The sequence below is a fragment of the Microcella sp. genome, from assembly GCF_025808395.1.
Lineage (GTDB): Bacteria > Actinomycetota > Actinomycetes > Actinomycetales > Microbacteriaceae > Microcella.
Map to the genome: position 1 here is coordinate 143,200 of NZ_CP075524.1, position 17,898 is coordinate 161,097.

Genomic DNA, 17,898 nt, shown 5'->3' on the forward strand with positions numbered 1-17,898 from the left:
CCACTCACGAATGAGGATCCCATGAGAGAAACCGCTGTCGAGTTCTACAGCGAGGGCGATCGCATCGCCGGCATCTGGCGAACTCCCGAGACTGCTGGCCCCTACCGAGCCATCGTGCAAGGTCCGGGCTGGCTCGGTCTGAAAGACGCGAAGCTGTACGTGCGGTATCACGAGGCACTCGTCGCGGCAGGCTTCGGGGTGCTCATCGTCGACTACCGAGGGTTCGGTGAGTCTGGGGGAGACCGCGGAGTGCTGTCGCCCTCGCGACAGCTGCAAGACCTCGTCAACGCCGTCACCTACCTCACGACGCGCGACGACGTGATCGCAGACGCGATCGGAACCTTCGGCACCGGCGGCACGGGCGGTGGCAACGCAGTGTTGCTCGCCGGTGCCGATGCTCGCGTGAAGGCAGCGGTGAGCCAGGTGCCGGTCGCCGACGGCGAAGACTGGCTGCACCGCATGCGGCAAGAGCACGAATGGCTCGCCTACCTCGCGGCGCTCGACGACGACCGCCGTCAGCGGGTGCTGACGGGCGAGGGGCGCCGGGTGCACCCTCGCGAAGAGATCATGGTGCCGACCCCTGAGCGTCGGGCGACGACGATCAAGGCCGACGTCGACGACAAGATTCCCACGTCGATCTCGCTCGCGGCAGCCGAAGAGATCATCGCCTACAAGCCGATCGTCGCGGCACGCGAGCTGACCACACCGCTCATGGTCATCGGTGTGGCGGGCGACGCGACGACCCCGACTGATCACGCCGAGGCGCTCTACGAGGCTGCTCGCGGGCCGAAGTCGCTGATCATGCAGAACCACACGACGCACTACGCCGCGTACGACCGCTATTGGGAGCACACCACACCTCGCATCGTGGAGTGGTTCGACCGCTATGTTCGACCGGCCGACGTCGAGATTCGCACCACCGTGCCGGACGCAGCCGGCGAAACCATCGAACAACTGGAGGCTTCGCAGTGACCATCGATCTTCGACTGACCGGGGGCCGCGTGGCGACCCCGAACGGGCTTCTCGACGCAGACGTGCTGGTGAGCGGCGAGCGCATCGCCGGTATCGTGTCGCGCGAGACCGCCATCGACGCAGCGACCACCGTCGACGTCACGGGCAAGCTCGTGCTGCCGGGCATGGTCGACGTGCACGTGCACACTCGCGAGCCCGGCTACACGCACAAAGAAGACATTCGAACCACGACCGAGCAGGCGGCAGCGGGCGGAGTGACGACGATCTTCGGAATGCCCAACCTGAACCCCCCGACGACCGACACGGCGACGCTGCGCGATGTCTTCTCGATGTATGCAGCCAGCTCGATCGTCGACTACAACCACAACCCCGCGCCGACCAAGCTCGACGAGGTCGTCGGCATGAGCGAGATGGGCATTCGCGCTTACAAGATCTACATGGTCGTCGACACCGGCCGCACCTACCCGCACCCCGCGGGCACGGGCATGCACGATCACGGTCACTTGCTGCAGCTCATGGACGAGATCGCCACGACGGGCAAGCGCTTCATCATCCACCCTCACGACCAGGCGCTCATGGACTACATCGAGGGCGCGTTCTTGGCACGCGGAGAGAACACTCCCCAGGGCTACGCGCAGGCCTATGCCGCCCGTGAAGGGGTGATCTGGGATACCGCGATCGACGTCGTGCTGAGGCTCGCCGAGGCCTCGGGGTGCCCCATTCACATTGCGCACATTCAGACTCCGCGCTCGATCGAGGCCGTGCGGCGTGCAAAGTCGCGCGGAATCGACGTGACGTGCGAAGTGAACCACTGGGCGCCGTTCTTGTCGACGTGGAACGACGTCGAGACGCTCGGCCCCTATGCGCTGTCGTACTGGGTGCCCGATGAGTCGCGGGCCGCGATCTGGGAGGGCATGCGTGACGGCACCATCGACATCGCGTCGTCAGACCACGCCCCGCACACTCGCGAAGAGAAAGAAGTCGGCTGGACGGAGATGTGGAGCGCCCACACCGGCACCCCCGGCATCCAGTACTACTACCCGCTCATGCTCGACGCGGTCAACAAGGGCGAGCTCACGCTCGATCGCGTCGTCGACATGGTCGCGGCGAAGCCGGCAGAGGCGTTCGGTCTGGGCGGGGTGAAGGGCTCGCTGCAGGTGGGGGCCGACGCCGACATCGTCGTCGCCGACATGAACTCACCGTGGACGATCACCCACGAGGGCGCTCTCTCGCGCATCGGGTGGACCTGCTACGACGGCCGCGAGATCTCGGCCCGCGTCGACCGCACCTACGTGCGGGGCATCGAAGTATTCGCCGAGGGGGTCGTCACCGGCGCCCCCGGCACCGGAAAGCTCGCGCTGTCGAGCACTGACAGAGAAGGAAACGCACGATGAAATTCGGACTCTTGCTGCCGCACTTCGGCGAGCACGCGAGCAAAGACAAGCTTCTCGAGGGCTCGATCCTCGCCGAGAAGATGGGTTTCGACTCTGTCTGGGTGCGCGATCACCTGGTCTTCGAGCCGCACGGCGAGATGGAGAAGCCCAACCGCACCTTCTACGACGCCATGGTCACGCTGACCGCGATCGGTGCCGTGACCGAGAAGCTCGAGCTGGGTACGGGCTCGCTCATCCCGTTCCGCCACCCGCTCGTGACAGCTCTGATGGCGGGCACCATGACCCAGCTGCTCGGCGACCGCCTCATTCTGGGGTTCGGTGCCGGTACCTTCGACCACGAGTTCGAGGCGATCGGGTGGGGAGACCTCGACCGGGTCGAGCTCGTGCGGTCGAACGCCGAGATCTTCAAGCGCGTCTTCACCGAGAACGATGTGACGTACGACGACGGAGTGTTCTCATTCGAGAACGTGACGATCGAGCCCAAGCCCGTGGGTGGTCGCATTCCGTTCTGGTACTGCGGAGCGACTCCGCGATCAGCCCGACTCGCAGTCGAGTACGCCGATGGCTGGATGCCCGGGCGCATCTCGCTCGACACGATGGCGAAGCGCATCGACAACATGAGAGAGCTGTCGGCCGAGGCGGGCCGCGCGATGCCCACCGTCGCCGTCATCCCGCCGACGAGCATCGAGTCCACTCGCGACGAGGCCCTCAAGCATGTCAACATTCCCGGCCTGCTCGCCTGGGCGAACAAGGCGAAGTTCGCGGTGAAGCCGCCGTCGGGCTCGTTCGAGACGGTGGAAGACCTCGAGGGGCAGCTCATCGTCGGCAACCCTGACGAAGCGGTCAACGAACTGAAGAAGTTCGAAGCGCTCGGTGTCGAGCACCTCGTCTTCGACTTCCGTTTCAAATTTGACCGATACTTCGACCAGATCGAACTTCTAGGTAACGAAGTCATTCCGAAAATGCGATAACCGGCACGAGTCTGGAATCCTGTATCCAGGATTCCAGACTCGGCCCTCAGCTCCTCCGCCACAAGTCGACAACAGTTAGGAAGCTCCCATGGCGTCACAGGCTTCAGACGCGAAGCGGCCGTTGATCGAGGTCAAGAACCTCACGGTGCGCTACAACATCGCCCGCACAGGGCAAACCCTCACGGCAGTCGAGAACGTCAATCTCACCGTCGATCAGGGCGAGTTCGTCACGGTGCTCGGGCCGAGCGGCTGCGGCAAGACGACGGTGATGAATGTCATCGCCGGTCTCGTCGAAGCCACAGAGGGCGAAGTGCTGGTCGATGGTCAGCCCGTCACCGGCCCGAACCCCGACCGCGCCGTGGTCTTTCAAGACTATGCACTGCTCCCGTGGCGCACCGTCTACGACAACGTGCGGTTCGGCGTCGAGATGCAGAAGCGATTCGCGGGCTCGTCGATGCACGACAAGATTCAAGAGACGATCGAGCTCGTCGGCCTCGGCGGGTTCGAGAAGGCCTACCCGCGCGAACTCTCGGGGGGCATGCAGCAGCGAGTCGGTCTGGCCCGAGCCCTTGTCGCCGAGCCGCGCATTCTGCTCATGGATGAGCCGCTCGGCGCAGTCGACGCCCTGACTCGTGAAGTGATGCGTTCAGAGCTCGAGAAGCTCATCGCGCTGACGGGCAAGACAGTGGTCTTCATCACGCACTCGATCGAAGAGGCCATTCTGCTCGGCGATCGCGTGGTCGTGTTCAAGTCGCACCCCGGCTCGGTGCTCGAGGTGCACAACGTCGACATGCAGCGACCGCGCTCTGAGCGCGGCGCGCAGTCAGAGCCGCGCTATCTCGAACTGCGCGATCACCTGTGGTCGGCTCTCGAGAAAGAGGCCACGAGCGCCGTGCGAGAACGAGCATGACAGCGATCACCGCTCCCGCAGCAGTGCGGGTCGGCACCTGGAAGCGGCTGCGGAGCCGCCGCGGGCTCTGGTTCACGATCGCAGACTTCGCACTCATCATCGCGATCTGGCACATCGCTGTCGTCAACCTAGAACTGGTCAGCCGCGTGTTTCTGCCGGCACCGGCCGACGTCCTGGTCGGCTACGGCGAGCTCGCCGACGCCGGAGTGCTCTGGAACAACATGGGCCACAGCGCGCTCACCTGGGTGATCGGCTACGGTCTGGGTCTCATCGTCGGCGTCATCGTCGGCCTGCTCGTCGGCTCACTCCATGTGGCATACAAGTTGGGAATGCCCCTGCTCTGGGCCGCGTGGGCGACGCCGCTCGTGGCCATTCAGCCCATCATCGGGGTCTGGTTCGGGTTCGGCATCGCGCCCAACATCGTGCTCGTGTTCTTGAGCGCGGCGATCCCGATCGCCCTCAACACGGTCGCGGGGGTCGCGGGCGTGAGCCCCTCGCTCATGCGCGCCTCGCGCGTGTATGGTGCGTCGCGCTGGCAGACCTATCTGCTGGTCAGGCTGCCGTGGACAGTGCCGTACATCATCGGCGGCATCAGACTCGCGGTTCCGACGAGCCTCATCGGTCTGCTCATCGGTGAGATGGTCGGGTCTCCCAGCGGCATGGGCTCGTTGATCGTCGTCTCGCTCGCCCGATTCCGCACGAATCAGGCCTTCGCAGCGATCATCTTCTTCATCATCGTCGCCGTGATCATGGTGAGCGCGGCCGACGCCCTCGAACGACGAATCGGAAAGTGGAGAGAGGTGAGTGCGCGATGAGCACCCCCACCCTGAGAATCGCGACGCTGAGCGATGCGCCGCGACGCAACCCCGTCGTGTCGTTCTTCATCGCGTCGCGGTGGCAGTGGGCAGTGGCCGGCGAGGTGATCTTGTTCATCGCCGTCTGGCAGCTCGTGCAAGGAACCCTCGAGCTCTGGAACCCGACCTTCCTGCCGCCGCCCAGCGACGTCTGGATGGCGCTGGTGGGTATGAGCGAGTCTGGAGTTCTCTGGGGCAGCTTCTGGTACTCGAGCTACAACGCAGCCGTCGGCTTCATCATCGCTGCGGTGCTCGGTGTCTTCACCGGGCTGCTGCTCGGCAGGTCGAAGCTGTTCTACGACATCGTCGGGGGCCCGTTCTGGACCCTCTATGCGACGCCGCGCATCGCGTTCCAGCCCCTGCTCGTGCTGTGGTTGGGGTTCGGCAACGGCCCGAAGATTCTCATCATCTTCCTGCTCGCGTTCTTCCCCGTCGCGATCAGCACGATGGACGGCATCAGAGGTGTCGACCGATCGGTGGTGAAGGCTGCCCGCGTCTACGGCGCCTCGTCGGCTCAGATCTTCTTCAAGGTCGAGCTCTGGGCCGCCCTGCCGCTCATCTTGACAGGCCTTCGCATGGGTGTCGCACGAGCCATGATCGGCATCGTCGTCGGTGAGTTCATCGGCGGCAGCGAAGGAATCGGGTTCTTGATCAGGCGCCGGGCGGGTGATCTCGACCTTGCGTCAGCGATCGGGCTGACCATCATGCTCGTGGTCATCGCGCTCGTCGGCATGGGTCTGTTGAACCTTCTGCGTCGCATCGTCGCGCCCTGGTACATCGAAGGTGTGGCCAAGTCGTGACCCCCCAGACTCCGCTTTCGGGCGGGGACATCGCACCATCCCTTAGAGAGAAAGTAGGCACCATGAGAAAGAGCTTCATTGGCGCAGCTCTGGTCGGAGTTCTCGCTCTTGCCGGTTGCAGCGCGCCCGCCGAGCCGGGCGAGCAGCCCGACGACGCGATCACGGTCGACACTCCGATCGGCGAGCCCGAGAAGACCACACTGACCATCGCCCTCTCCGCTCCGAACGTCGACAGCCAGGCGCCAGTGCGCATCGCCATCGATCAAGGGTTCTACGAGGAAGAGGGCCTCACGATCGAGATCATCGACGCCGACAACGCCCGAGAGGGACTCGTCGGCGGCAGCCTCGACCTCGCGGTCGACGGCTCGGTCAACCTCGTCGACGCTGCCGCTGCCGGCACGGGCATCACGATCGTCGCCGGATACCGCCAGCGCGAGCCGTTCTTGATCGCGGCGCGCAACTCGGTGCAGCAGCCGTCTGACCTCGAAGGCAAGCAGATCATTCTCGGCGACGCGCCCGGAACCCCTCGCGTTGAGCTGCGCGAGACGCTGCTGGCCGAGGCTGGCTTCGACCTGAGCGGTGTGAACTTCCAGGCCGTGTTCCCTCCGGGCTTCTCGAACGCATGGGTCGAGAACTTCGTTCAGGGGCAGGTCGAGATGACGGTGCTCTTCCCGCGCCACATCCCGCTGATCGAAGAGGCTGACGGATACCTCATCCTCGAAGAGCTCAAAGAGTGGCCGAACGACTCGCTGGCCGCGACCGAGAGCTGGGTCGAGCAGAACCCGAACACGCTCGCGCGCTTCATTCGCGCGACCATGAAGGGTATTGAGATCTACAAGGATCTGTCGCAGAAAGACTACGTTCTCGAACTCATGGAAGGCCTCGACTTCACCGTGACCGACGCCATGCGCACCGATCTGGTGTACGCATACGGTCCGCTGCTGTACGACACCGACATGGGTCTCAACGAGGCGAGCTTCCGCGAGGCGCTCGAGGCTGAGGGCGCTGAGGCGCCCGAGTGGTCGGTGTACACCAACACCGTCAACCTCGAACGCGCACAGAGGTCGGCAGAGTAACCCTCTGACGACGGGCGTGGGAGTGTAGAGAGAACACTCCCACGCCCTCCCTCCATCCTCACATCGATCGACCTGAAAGGCGCTCCGTGCGTGCAGTGATTGTTCGAGAACCGGGCGAGGCGGGTTTCACGCTCGCCGAGGTGCCGGCACCCGAGGTCTCGGGTGACGAGGTTCTCATCGAGGTTCGCACGGTCGCCATCAACCAACTCGACCTCAACGTGATCGCCGGCGTCGGCCCCGGCCATCAGGCGAGGTTGCCGAGAGTGCTCGGCATCGACCCGGCCGGCATCGTCGTCGCTCAGGGCGTCGATGTTCCCGGTGACCTGATCGGGATGCGCGTCGTCGTGAAGCCCAACATCGCGTGCGGCGAGTGCAGCTACTGCGCCGAGGGTCGCGAAGGAGACTGCCCGCGTCAGACCGTTGTCGGCGTGCATCGTGACGGCGGCGCGGCAGAGTTCGTGAGTGTGCCGTACCGCAACGCCATCGCCATCGGCGACCTCGACTTCGCCACCGCCACCGCCGCAATTCACAGCGTGCCGATCGCGCTGCACACGCTCAACGCGGCGAATGGCGTGGGCCCGGGGCGCACGGTGCTCGTCACCGGCGCGGGAGGAGCTCTGGGCTCTGCCGCCGTTCAGTTGGCGGCATCGGCTGGTGCGCGCGTGATCGCAGCAGTCCGGCGCAGTGATGCCGTGGTTGCCGCCGGCGTCACCACGGTGCTGCACAGCACCCCAGAAGAGCTGCTCGAGGGCGTGCGGGCGAGCGCACCAGACGGTGTCGACACCGCCATCGACGCGACCGGAAACGGGTCGATCGCCGCAGTCTGCGTTCGAGCCCTCGGGTGGGGTGGTCGACTCGTCTTCTGCTCGGCGACCGTCGACCCCGAGATCACCCTCGATCTTCGGTCGCTGTATCTGGGCCGTCGCAGTGTCGTCGGCACGGCCAGCGCCAACCTGGGCGAGGCGCGCGAAGCGATCGACCTGGTTGCTCGAGGCGCTGTCGTGCCGAATATCGAGAGGCACATCGCACTCGACGACGCGATCGAGGCATACCGTTCGTTCGGAAAGCGCACTCGCGGAGGAAAGGTGATCGTGCATGTCGTCGACTGACGCCCGCCAGGCTGCCGCCCAGAAACGTGACCTCGCTCGTGCTCGTGCCGCGGTCGCCTCGCAGGCGATGACCGATATCGCACTCGTGAGACGGCGTCCGTGGGTGACCGCTCGCCCGACGGGCACTCTCGCGGTCGATGTCGAGTTCGAGCAGTACGGTCGGCAATGGCACCTCGTCAGCGACGAGGCTCTCGAACGCGGAGGCAGCGAACTCGGCCCGAGCCCGATGAGGTACTTGCTGGCGGGCATGGCTGCCTGTCTCATCGGCTGGGTCGTCAAGATCGCCGACGAGCAGAGCGAGCGGGTCGAGATCGCCGACCTCACCATTCGCACCATGCTCGACATGCGTGGCGAGAACGCGATCGCCGATGTGCCCGCACACCCGCAGTGGTTCGTCGTCGACGTGACCCTTCGAGAGGGCTCGGCGACGAGTTCGCTGTCGATCGTGCGATCAGCGATCTCGCGATGCCCGCTCACGTCTCTGGTCTCGACCGCTGCCCCCACTCACGTGCTCGTCCGGCAGGGCGCGCGCATCATTGCTGATGATCGGCCAGAGCCGATTCGTGCCGCCGACGATGAGGAGCTCACACGGTGACAGAGACCATACTGGCCCCCTCTGGGCCGTTGCAGGGCATTCGAGTGATCGAGCTCGGGCAGTACATCGCCGGGCCGTACGCCGCGAAGCTGCTCGGTGATCTGGGTGCCGATGTCATCAAGGTCGAGGCACCTGATGGTGACCCGATGCGCCGGTGGCAGGGAACCGAGGGCTACAGCCCCCAGTTCGCCGCCTACAACCGCAACAAGCGCTCGGTGGTGCTCGATCTCAAGACCGACGAGGGCCTCAGCGCACTGCTCAGCCTGGCAGAGAGCGCTGACGTGCTGCTCGAGAACTTCAGGCCAGGTGTTGCCGATCGCCTCGGCTTCGGGCCAGCGGTGCTCGCCGAGCGAAATCCTCGCCTGATCAGCTGCGCGATCACGGGGTTCGGCTCGGTCGGTCCGATGGCGGCGCGCCCCAGCTACGACACGGTGATCTCGGCCGTCGGCGGCATGTACAGCCAGATCGTGCCCGCCGACTCGGTGCGCCCTCTCGGCCCGGCGTTCTCAGACCTGCTCGCGGGTCAGGCAGCGTCACAGGCGGTGCTCGCCGCGCTCGTGGCGCGAGGGCGAACAGGGGTCGGAGAGAGCATCTCTGTTCCGATGGTGGGGGCGCTCATCGACTTTCTCACCGAGTCGGCATCGACCTTCTTGCAGACCGGTGAAGTGTCGCACCCCGACTCCCGCCCGCGTCGCGCGCAGGCCTACGGATTCACCGGCAGCGACGGCCGAGCTTTCATCGTGCACCTGTCGGTGCCCGAGAAGTTCTGGACGGGCTTGCTCGACGTCATCGAGCGCCCCGACCTGGCTGACGATGACCGCTTCAGCAGTCGCGAAGGCAGAGTTCGTCACTACGACGAGCTCGATCGCGAGTTGAAGAGCGTCATGAGCACGCGCCCGAGAGCGGAGTGGTTCTCACGGCTCGAGGCGGCAGACATTCCGCACGGTCCGCTGAACACCGTCGCAGACCTCTTCGATGACCCGCAGATCGCCTCCATGGAGCTCGTCGAGAATCTGACCCAGCCTGACGGCACCACGGTGCGGATTCCCCGGCACTCCGTCGACTTCTCCGCATCGGCACGACCCGTGTACCGCGCTGCGCCCCTGCTCGGGGCCGACACCGCAGCAGTGCTCGCCGACCTGCCCATCACTGAAGGAGCACGCTCGTGACCATCGCCGACGACATCGTGGCCATCGATGTGCATACGCATCCGCAGACGGCAGAGTTCATTGCCGCCATGGGCTCTCGGCATGCCCAGATGTCGAAGCACTTCGGCCGCGAGCGACCGGTGGTCTCGTTCGCCGAGCAGGCCGATGCCTATCGCGAGCGCAAGATGATGGCCGTCATCGTCAACTCAGACTCTGAGACGACCAGTGGCATCAAGGGGGCGCCGAACGATCTGCTGGGCCGAGCTCAAGCCGAGCATCCTGATGTCTTCATCGCCTTCGCCGGAATCGACCCGTGGAAGGGCGAGGCGGCGATCGAAGAGATCCGGCGCATGCACGGCGAGTTCGGCATCAAGGGCGTCGGCGAGCTGAACCCTTCTCGGCAGAAGTTTCTGGCCAACGATCGACGGTTCTACCCCATCTGGGAGGTGTGCTCAGAACTCGGACTGGTCGTGATGTTCCACTGCGGCTTTCCGGGAGCGGGAGCAGGCACCCCCGGCGGGGGAGGGTATCGGCTCGAGTACGCCAAGCCGGTTCCGTACATCGACGATGTCGCTGCCGACTTCGCCGACCTGAAGATCATCAGCGCCCACCCTGCGTGGCCGTGGCACCTCGAGAACCTGGCGATGGTGTGGCACAAGTCGAACGTCTACCTCGACCTCTCGGGATGGGCGCCGAAGTACCTGCCGCCCGAGGTCGTCAAGTATGCCGACTCGCTCATCTCTGATCGGGTCTTGTTCGGGTCGGATTGGCCCGTCATGACCGCCGACCGGTGGATGGCCGAATTCGACGAGCTGCCGCTCAAACCAGACACTCGACGCAAGATTCTGCTCGACAACGCTCGCACGTTGTTCGGGCTCTGACGACGGAAGAACGCTCATGGCACAACTGGTGATGGCCGCGGCAACACCGCACAACCCTCTGCTCTGGCGCACGATGCGCGAGCCCATGCCCGACGACCTCACGAGAGTGGCGGCCAATTTCGCACTCATCGGCGACACGATGCGCGAGCTCGGCGTCGACGTCATCATCGAGGTGGGCACCGACCACGTTCGCCAGTTCTTCTCAGACAACTGCCCGGCGTTCATCATCGGCAAAGCAGACAGCTACCACGGCACATTCGAGAACGAGGTGCGCACCTTCGGCATGGAGTACTGCGAGGTCGTCGGGCATCGCGAGCTCGCCGACCACATCGCGGGTCGAACGGTGCTCACCGACGCGATCGACTTCGCCGTGAGCCATGAATGGCGACTCGACCACGGCTTCATCATTCCGCTCGCCTACACGACGCCCGCGTTCGACATACCCGTCGTGCCCATCCACGTCAACGCCACGCTGCCGCCGCTGCCGCGCCCCGAGCGTTTCGCCGCACTGGGAAGGCACCTCGCCGAGAGCGTGCGCACCTGGGAGTCTGACGCGCGCGTCGCACTGCTCACGTCTGGCCACATGGCCACCGAGATCGGTGGGCCGCGACAATTCATGGGCGCAGGGTCTCCTGACCCTGAGTTCGATCGAGACGCCGTGTCGTGGTTTCGCAACGGCGATCTTGATGCCGCCCTACGCGGATGCACGTATGAGCGGGTCATGGCCGCCGGCAACGTGACGTATCAGCACGTCAACATCATCACCGCGCTCGCGGCGATGGAGAGCCGCCCGGCCGACCTGGCCGAAGCCACCGAGTCGCGCTACGCCTCGAGCCCCTTCTTTCTGTGGAGGAACGCATGAGCAAGTACATGATGAACAAACTCATGCGCGCGATCGAGATGAGCGACGCCGATGTCGCCGCCTACGTCGCCGACACTGCGGGCTTCGTCGACGACTGGCTGGCGGGAAGCGCCGGGCCCGCCAGGGTGACCGACGACCGCGAGCTCTCGGCCGACGAGTACGCGGCGTTCGTGGCGCGTGACTACGGCGAGCTCTATCGGCTCGGCGCTCACCCCTATCTGCTGTGGCACTTCATCGAGGCCGTCTACATTCACGAGGTGTCGTGGCCCGAGTTGAATGAGCGCTATCGCGATGCCGTTCGGCCCCACGGCTACCCCGACTATGTCGCCTGAGGCTCGCCGCGCAGAATGGACGGTCGTGGTTCCGATCAGAGGAACCTCGAGCTCGAAGTCTCGCCTCATCGTCGACGGAGTCGCGTCGTCTGAGCTGGCGATCGCGTTCGGGCTCGATGTCATCGCAGCCTGCAGGGGAGCACGATCAGTCACTCGAACCGTCGTCACGACAGCGTCGCCGTATCTCGCCGCCGCGGCTGCGGCACTCGGCGCTGCGACCGTGATCGACGATGCCGCAGCTGATCTCAACAGCTCAGTCTCGTCGGCCGTGAGACGAGTCCGCGCACTCGACCCGCGCGCCGACATCGCCGTGATCGTGGGCGACGTCGCCATGGTCACCCCGGTCGACATCGACGATGCGCTGGCGGCCGCGGCCGCGCATCCTCGCGCGCTCGTCTGCGACAGGCACGGAATCGGCACGGTGCTCATCACCGCTCGGGCGGGACTCGCCCATCACCCCCGCTTCGGAGGGGTTTCTCGAGTGAGCCATCGAGCCTGGGGGTATCGAGAGATCGACATCGACCCCCACTCGCGGCTACGCCATGATCTCGACACCCAGGTCGACCTCATCGAGGCGCGCGCTCGCGGCCTCGGCGCCGCGTCGTCTCGACTGCTGGCAGACGCCGGACTCTAGTCGAGTGAGAGAGTTCTCGGCTCACTTGTCAGAATTCGTGGCAGAGTCGACCGGGTGAGCACGACGACGAGCACCCCTCAACAGCCCGAGACCGTTCAGCACTCGACCGCGCCGCTGAGCACCGAAGAGTTCGCCGAGCTCGGTGCGGGCATCCGGCGGGCCATGAACGGCGTGCTCGATGGCAAGCCGGAGGCCGTCGATATCGCGCTCACCGTGCTGCTGGCCGAAGGCCATCTCTTGATCGAGGATGTGCCAGGAGTGGGCAAGACCATGCTCGCTCGTGCTCTTGCGCGGTGCATCGACGGGCGCGTCAACCGCATCCAGTTCACTCCAGACCTGCTGCCCGCCGACATCACGGGTGTCAGCGTGTTCCGTCAGCAGCTCGGCACGTTCGAGTTCACTCCCGGCCCGGTGTTCGCCCACATCGTCATCGGCGATGAGATCAACCGTGCGAGCCCGAAGACGCAGAGCGCGCTGCTCGAGTGCATGGAAGAGCAGCAGGTCACGGTCGACGGCCACACGCATCGGCTCGAGAGCCCGTTTCTCGTCGTCGCTACGCAGAACCCCATCGAGATGGAAGGCACGTATGCGCTGCCTGAAGCTCAGCGCGACCGCTTCATGGCCTGCATCTCGATCGGATACCCCGATGCCGAGAGCGAAGCGCTCATGGTGCGCGACCGCGAGCACGGCAGCCCACTCGACCGACTGGCACCCGTCGTCGATGTCGCGGGCCTGCGCTGCATGATCGCGACCGTGCGAGAGGTCTACGTCAGCCCGGCGGTCGAGCGGTACGCAGTGGCGATCGTGCAGGCCACGCGCGACGACTCAGCGCTGCGGCTCGGAGCCAGCCCGCGCTCGACGCTGCAGCTCGTGCGGGCCAGTCGTGCGCGCGCCGCACTCGAGGGCCGAGACTTCGTCGTGCCAGACGACATCGATGCGCTCGCGACGACGGTGCTCTCGCACCGCATGCTGCTCGTGCCGCGCGCCCAGCATCCAGATGGCCGGCCCGTGCGCGGCGTCGATGAGGTCGTCGACCGCATCGTGGCTGCCACGGCCGTGCCGGTGCCCACCGCTCGAGCCTGAGGTTCGCTGTGCCTCGACTCACCGCCCGCGGCGTCGCCTTTCTGCTCGTCGGGCTGGCGGCGGGCGTGATCGCCTACCTGTCGGCTCGCCCCGAGCTTCTGGCGATCGCAGCGGTGGCGGTCGCGGCTCCGCTCATCGCGCTGGTGATGGTGGCGACGTCGAGGCCGCGGGTTCGCGTGACTCGGCAGCTCGAGCCGGTGGTGGCCACCGAGGCCGAGACGGTGCGGGTGAGTGTGACAGTCTCGGGGCGCGCACGCGCGGCCGAGTGGGTCGAGCGCGTGCCGATGCCGCCCGGTTTCGCAGGCCCCGGGCGGTTGCGAGAGGTGCGCGAAACGCGGCCTGCCGCCTTCGGATACCGTTTCGCTCCCGCCCGACGCGGCCTGGTCTCGGTCGGCCCTCTGCTGATCGAAGACCGCGACCCGTTCGCGCTCGCCGTGCGCGTGAGCGACACGATCGCCACGACCACGCAACTGGTGATCCCGGCGGTCACTGCACTGCCGCCCGGGCCGGTGCCCGACCCGTCGACCGATGCAGGCCCTCGAACGACGCGTTCTCGCGAGCGTTCTGACGACGACGTGGTGACGCGCGAGTATCGCGACGGCGATGCCCTGCGGCGCGTGCACTGGCGCGTCACCGCCCGGCACGGCGAGCTCATGGTGCGGCAAGACGAACCCCAGGCGGGCCCGCACGCCCGCCTCATCGTCGACACCCAGTCGCCGTCGTACCTCGACTCTGTCACGGCTCCCCGAGGTCGACGTGGGGCCGGCAGCGCCGACTTCGAGTGGGTCGTGCGCATGGCGGCATCGGCGGCTGTGCACCTCGCCGAACGGGGCTACTCTGTCGACCTCGCCACGTCGGCTGCTCGCAGCGATGACGAGCCAGATGTCGCGCTCGCTGATGGCCCGGTCGGTGCGGTGCTGGGCGAGCTCGCGCTCGTGCAGCTCGCGGCGCGCGTCGACGACCTCTCTGAGGGTCTGCCGTCGCTCACGCGGGCCGGCTCCTTCCCGGTCGTGGCGCTGTCGGGCGCCCCCGATGTCGAGACGGTGCGGTGGATGCTCTCTCAACGCGCCCCCGCTTCGCCCGCCGTCGCTCTGCTCGTCGGCCCTGCGGCGCCGGTCACGCGCCCTGACGGGTCGATCGACGACGACCCTGCACTGGATGCGTTCGCGCGAGCCGGGTGGCGGGCAGCGCGGGTGTCTGCTCGCCTCACCCCCGACTCGGCGTGGCTCGCCCTGCTCGGGGTCGCCGAGCCTGACCTGCCCGACTGGGCGCTGGCGCGCACGGAGTCGCATGCCTGAGCCTTCGACGTCGCAGATTCCGCAGCAGCGCCCGACGGTCTGGCTCAGCGCGGCCGCTCTGCTGTGCGTGGCCGCTGCTCTGACGGGTTTCGGGGTGCTGCTCGACGAGGGGCTCTGGGGCCCGAGCGCCATGCTCGTCGCGGCAGCAGCGGTCGCGAGCGGCGTCATCGTTCGTGCCACCCTGCGGCGCGCTCGCCGGCTCGTCGTCACGGTGACCGCGCTCGGCGCTTCGCTCGTCGGGGGTCTCATCGCCTTGACGGTCGCGTTCGCCGCCGATACCGCCGTGTTCGGGGTGGTGCCGCTGCCGTCGACACTGCAGCGCTTCTCTGAGCTCATCGCTGCGGGGGAGCTGTCGATCGTGCAGCAGTCGATTCCTGCGGCGGCAGACGATGGCATTCGCTTCTTGGTGGCGTCGGGGGTCGCCGCGTTCGCGGTGCTCATCGACGCCGTGGCGACGATGAGCCGTCGACCAGCGCTCGCCGCGATTCCGCTGCTGGGAATGCTGGCGGTGCCGGTCATCCTCGCTCCTGGCGGGCTGCCGCTGCTCTCGGTGATCGCCACCACTGCGGCGTTCTTGGTGCTGCTCGCTCTGCACCGGCCTGCGGCGAGTGGCGGCGTGTCTGCGGCGGGCCGCGCCGTCGCGGCGGCGACGGCGGTGCTGGCGACGGCGCTCATCGTTCCGCCGCTGCTGCCGTCGGTCGTCGCCGGCGCCGCCCCGTCGGGGTCGGGCCCTGTCGGGCTCATCACCGGCATCAACCCTTCGCTCACGCTCGGCAACGATCTGCGTCGGTCGAATCCGGTGACGGCGCTGCGGTACAGCACCGATGCCGGTGGAGGGTTGTATCTGACGCTCTCGCATCTGGCCGAGTTCGATGAGCGCAGTGTGCAGCCTGTGCTGGCGACACGCGAGACGTCAGCCGAGCAGATCGGCCCTCCTGCGTGGCTCGGTGCTGACGTCGCGACCACTCCCGCGTCGACCCGCATCCGCCTCGAGAGTGTGCGCACGAGGTGGGTGCCGTTGCCGAGCGCTCCGACCGGCATCGCGGGGCTGGGGGCTGACTGGCTCGTGAACGATGCCGGCATCACGCTCAGCACGGTCGAGGGCACCATTCGCAATGCCGAGTACGTCGTCGACAGCCTCGTGGCCGAGCCCACGCCCGAGCAGTTGCGCGCCGCCGCCGTCGATGCGGCGGGTCTCGACGTGTTTCGCGCGGTGCCTGCCGGCATCGACCCCGTCATCGCGAGCACGGCTCGCCAGGTCGCCGACGCCGCCCTCGGCGACTCGCCATACGATCAGGCACTCGCTCTGCAGCGCTTCTTCACGAGCGGCGATTTCGAATACTCCGAGTCGGCGCCGGTCGAACTCGGCTATGACGGCACGAGTGCCGACATCGTGGCCGTGTTTCTCGAGGTCAGGTCGGGCTATTGCGTGCACTACGCGGCCGCGATGACGCTCATGGCGCGCACGCTCGGTATTCCGTCGCGCATCGCCGTGGGCTTCTTGCCGGGCGCGCGCAATCCCGACGTGCCGAACGAGTTCGTGGTGAGCACTGATGATCTGCACGCGTGGCCAGAACTGCACTTCGACGAGGTCGGCTGGGTGCGCTTCGAGCCGACCCCGTCTCGCGGCGCAGTGCCCGACTACGCCTCGGCCGACATCGCGCCGCCCGACGTCGAGCCTCAGATCGACCCAGAGACCGGAGAGGTCATCGACCCGAGCCCGGTCGAACCTGAGGCGCCCGAGCCTGTCGACCCGGTCGACCGTGTGACGGGCCCGATCGACGCCCCCGACGCCTCTGAGTTGACAGACCCTGGCGCTGCGGGGTCGCCCGACGATGCCGACACCGGCGCAGCCCTGAATGATGGCAGGGATGCCCGCCTGCTGGGCACGCTCATCAGCGGGCTGCTCGTGGTGCTCGTCGTCGCCCCAGGTGTCTGGCGTGTGCTGCGCCGCGCGGCGCGACTGCGCAGCGGAGACGCCCTCGAGCACTGGCGCGAGGTGCGCGACACTGCTCGCGATCTGGGGCTGCCCGCCGACCCCGAGTCGACTCCTCGCCAGTTGGCGGCTCTCTGGGCGCGCGAGTGGTCGAGCGATGACCGCGAGCGGCTCGAGAGGGTGCGCTCGGCGCTGGAGTCGCGCGCGTTCGACCGCACGTCGACGGTTGTCGAGTCTGACGATGCACGAGCGCTGCTGCCCGCCCTGCGGCGATCGGCACCGTGGTGGTGGAGGGGCCTCGCGCTCATCGCTCCGACGTCGTTGCTCGAGCGTGCGCGCCGTGATGAGAGGCTCGTCGTCGAGGGCGTCTCGTCGGGCGCGCCGCCGTCGGCGTCATAGGCTGAGCGCCGTGGCAGCCCTCGTCAGCCTGGTGATTCCGGTGCGTCCGGCAGCGACCGCGAAGTCTCGCCTGGCCGTCGACCGCTCTGCAGAGGCGCACTCGCGTCGGGCTGCTCTCGCTGCCGCGATCGCGCTCGACACCGTCGAGGCAGCGCGCGCGAGCCTCTCGGTCGGCGAGGTCTTCGTCGTCGGCTCTCTCGCTGAGCCTGTCGCCGGCGTGCAGCTCGTCGACGAGCCGGGGCTGGGGCTGCTCGTCGCGATCGCTGAAGGGTTGGCGCGCTGCGACGCTGCGGCACCCACCGCGGTGCTGCTCGGAGACCTGCCGGCCCTGCAGCCCGCCGACCTCGACGCTGCACTGCTCGGCGCGAGCGAGCATCACTGGTCGTTCGTCGCCGACGCCGATGGTGCCGGAACCACGCTCGTGGTCGCGCAGGCCGGTCTGCCGCACTCGTTGAGGTTCGGGGTCGGGTCGGCCGAGCAGCACAGCCTCGCCGGTTACGCAGAGCTCGACGTGCCCGTCACGTCGGGCCTGCGCCGCGACGTCGACACCCTCGAGCAGCTCGACGAGCTGACGCGCCTCGCGCGTGAGGCAGTCGTGCGGCTCGGCCCGCGCACGAGCGCTCTCGTGCAGTGAGCGTGGGTGG

General features: G+C 67.0%; 18 protein-coding genes. All 18 read left to right on the plus strand.

What is annotated here, in order from left to right; genetic code table 11:
- The first annotated feature begins 21 nt into the window (after window positions 1-21).
- Window positions 22-972, plus strand: a complete 951-nt coding sequence (locus KIT89_RS00745; RefSeq protein ID WP_297602550.1) for a CocE/NonD family hydrolase — start codon at window positions 22-24, stop codon at window positions 970-972.
- On the plus strand, window positions 969-2,366 hold the full coding sequence (locus KIT89_RS00750; protein ID WP_297602551.1) for a dihydroorotase family protein: 1,398 nt from the start codon (window positions 969-971) through the stop codon (window positions 2,364-2,366). Before KIT89_RS00745 ends, KIT89_RS00750 begins: the two co-directional genes overlap by 4 nt.
- A complete protein-coding gene (locus tag KIT89_RS00755; RefSeq protein WP_297602552.1) occupies window positions 2,363-3,337 on the plus strand; it encodes an LLM class flavin-dependent oxidoreductase in 975 nt (324 codons plus the stop codon). Before KIT89_RS00750 ends, KIT89_RS00755 begins: the two co-directional genes overlap by 4 nt.
- Before the next feature lie 88 nt (window positions 3,338-3,425).
- Window positions 3,426-4,247 carry an ABC transporter ATP-binding protein gene (locus tag KIT89_RS00760; protein ID WP_297602554.1) on the plus strand — a complete coding sequence of 274 codons (822 nt, stop codon included), beginning with the start codon at window positions 3,426-3,428 and terminating at the stop codon, window positions 4,245-4,247.
- Window positions 4,244-5,062 (plus strand): ABC transporter permease, encoded by an 819-nt coding sequence (locus KIT89_RS00765; RefSeq protein ID WP_297602555.1) that lies wholly within the window; start codon window positions 4,244-4,246, stop codon window positions 5,060-5,062. The genes KIT89_RS00760 and KIT89_RS00765 overlap by 4 nt, the downstream gene beginning before the upstream one ends.
- Window positions 5,059-5,901, plus strand: a complete 843-nt coding sequence (locus tag KIT89_RS00770; RefSeq protein ID WP_297602556.1) for an ABC transporter permease — start codon at window positions 5,059-5,061, stop codon at window positions 5,899-5,901. Before KIT89_RS00765 ends, KIT89_RS00770 begins: the two co-directional genes overlap by 4 nt.
- Window positions 5,902-5,963: 62 nt before the next feature.
- Window positions 5,964-6,977: an ABC transporter substrate-binding protein gene (locus tag KIT89_RS00775; RefSeq protein WP_297602557.1), complete on the plus strand. Its 1,014-nt coding sequence runs from the start codon at window positions 5,964-5,966 to the stop codon at window positions 6,975-6,977.
- Window positions 6,978-7,063: 86 nt separating this feature from the next.
- On the plus strand, window positions 7,064-8,086 hold the full coding sequence (locus KIT89_RS00780; protein WP_297602558.1) for an alcohol dehydrogenase catalytic domain-containing protein: 1,023 nt from the start codon (window positions 7,064-7,066) through the stop codon (window positions 8,084-8,086).
- Window positions 8,073-8,681 (plus strand): OsmC family protein, encoded by a 609-nt coding sequence (locus tag KIT89_RS00785; protein ID WP_297602559.1) that lies wholly within the window; start codon window positions 8,073-8,075, stop codon window positions 8,679-8,681. The genes KIT89_RS00780 and KIT89_RS00785 overlap by 14 nt, the downstream gene beginning before the upstream one ends.
- Window positions 8,678-9,850, plus strand: a complete 1,173-nt coding sequence (locus tag KIT89_RS00790; RefSeq protein WP_297602560.1) for a CaiB/BaiF CoA-transferase family protein — start codon at window positions 8,678-8,680, stop codon at window positions 9,848-9,850. Before KIT89_RS00785 ends, KIT89_RS00790 begins: the two co-directional genes overlap by 4 nt.
- Window positions 9,847-10,710, plus strand: coding sequence for an amidohydrolase family protein (locus KIT89_RS00795; RefSeq protein WP_297602562.1), 864 nt, complete (start codon window positions 9,847-9,849; stop codon window positions 10,708-10,710). Before KIT89_RS00790 ends, KIT89_RS00795 begins: the two co-directional genes overlap by 4 nt.
- A 16-nt stretch (window positions 10,711-10,726) precedes the next feature.
- On the plus strand, window positions 10,727-11,572 hold the full coding sequence (locus KIT89_RS00800; protein WP_297602563.1) for a hypothetical protein: 846 nt from the start codon (window positions 10,727-10,729) through the stop codon (window positions 11,570-11,572).
- Window positions 11,569-11,904 carry a hypothetical protein gene (locus KIT89_RS00805; RefSeq protein WP_297602564.1) on the plus strand — a complete coding sequence of 112 codons (336 nt, stop codon included), beginning with the start codon at window positions 11,569-11,571 and terminating at the stop codon, window positions 11,902-11,904. Before KIT89_RS00800 ends, KIT89_RS00805 begins: the two co-directional genes overlap by 4 nt.
- 25 nt (window positions 11,905-11,929) lie before the next feature.
- A complete protein-coding gene (cofC, locus tag KIT89_RS00810; protein ID WP_297602565.1) occupies window positions 11,930-12,538 on the plus strand; it encodes a 2-phospho-L-lactate guanylyltransferase in 609 nt (202 codons plus the stop codon).
- A 162-nt stretch (window positions 12,539-12,700) separates the two neighbouring features.
- Window positions 12,701-13,621 carry a MoxR family ATPase gene (locus KIT89_RS00815; RefSeq protein WP_297603866.1) on the plus strand — a complete coding sequence of 307 codons (921 nt, stop codon included), beginning with the start codon at window positions 12,701-12,703 and terminating at the stop codon, window positions 13,619-13,621.
- An 8-nt stretch (window positions 13,622-13,629) separates the two neighbouring features.
- On the plus strand, window positions 13,630-14,919 hold the full coding sequence (locus KIT89_RS00820) for a DUF58 domain-containing protein (protein ID WP_297602566.1): 1,290 nt from the start codon (window positions 13,630-13,632) through the stop codon (window positions 14,917-14,919).
- Entirely contained in the window at window positions 14,912-17,254 is a 2,343-nt protein-coding gene (locus KIT89_RS00825; protein ID WP_297602567.1) for a DUF3488 and transglutaminase-like domain-containing protein, read from the plus strand. The genes KIT89_RS00820 and KIT89_RS00825 overlap by 8 nt, the downstream gene beginning before the upstream one ends.
- A gap of 10 nt (window positions 17,255-17,264) precedes the next feature.
- Entirely contained in the window at window positions 17,265-17,888 is a 624-nt protein-coding gene (locus KIT89_RS00830; protein WP_297602568.1) for an NTP transferase domain-containing protein, read from the plus strand.
- The last annotated feature ends 10 nt before the right edge of the window (window positions 17,889-17,898 follow it).

Excerpts from the sequence above, each read along its gene's own strand:
- KIT89_RS00745 (WP_297602550.1), top strand. The coding sequence starts at position 22 with ATGAGAGAAACCGCTGTCGAGTTCTACAGCGAGGGCGATCGCATCGCC.
- KIT89_RS00755 (WP_297602552.1), top strand. The coding sequence starts at position 2,363 with ATGAAATTCGGACTCTTGCTGCCGCACTTCGGCGAGCACGCGAGCAAA.
- KIT89_RS00760 (WP_297602554.1), top strand. The coding sequence starts at position 3,426 with ATGGCGTCACAGGCTTCAGACGCGAAGCGGCCGTTGATCGAGGTCAAG.
- KIT89_RS00765 (WP_297602555.1), top strand. The coding sequence starts at position 4,244 with ATGACAGCGATCACCGCTCCCGCAGCAGTGCGGGTCGGCACCTGGAAG.
- KIT89_RS00770 (WP_297602556.1), top strand. The coding sequence starts at position 5,059 with ATGAGCACCCCCACCCTGAGAATCGCGACGCTGAGCGATGCGCCGCGA.
- KIT89_RS00775 (WP_297602557.1), top strand. The coding sequence starts at position 5,964 with ATGAGAAAGAGCTTCATTGGCGCAGCTCTGGTCGGAGTTCTCGCTCTT.
- KIT89_RS00785 (WP_297602559.1), top strand. The coding sequence starts at position 8,073 with ATGTCGTCGACTGACGCCCGCCAGGCTGCCGCCCAGAAACGTGACCTC.
- KIT89_RS00800 (WP_297602563.1), top strand. The coding sequence starts at position 10,727 with ATGGCACAACTGGTGATGGCCGCGGCAACACCGCACAACCCTCTGCTC.
- KIT89_RS00805 (WP_297602564.1), top strand. The coding sequence starts at position 11,569 with ATGAGCAAGTACATGATGAACAAACTCATGCGCGCGATCGAGATGAGC.
- KIT89_RS00815 (WP_297603866.1), top strand. The coding sequence starts at position 12,701 with ATGAACGGCGTGCTCGATGGCAAGCCGGAGGCCGTCGATATCGCGCTC.
- KIT89_RS00825 (WP_297602567.1), top strand. The coding sequence starts at position 14,912 with ATGCCTGAGCCTTCGACGTCGCAGATTCCGCAGCAGCGCCCGACGGTC.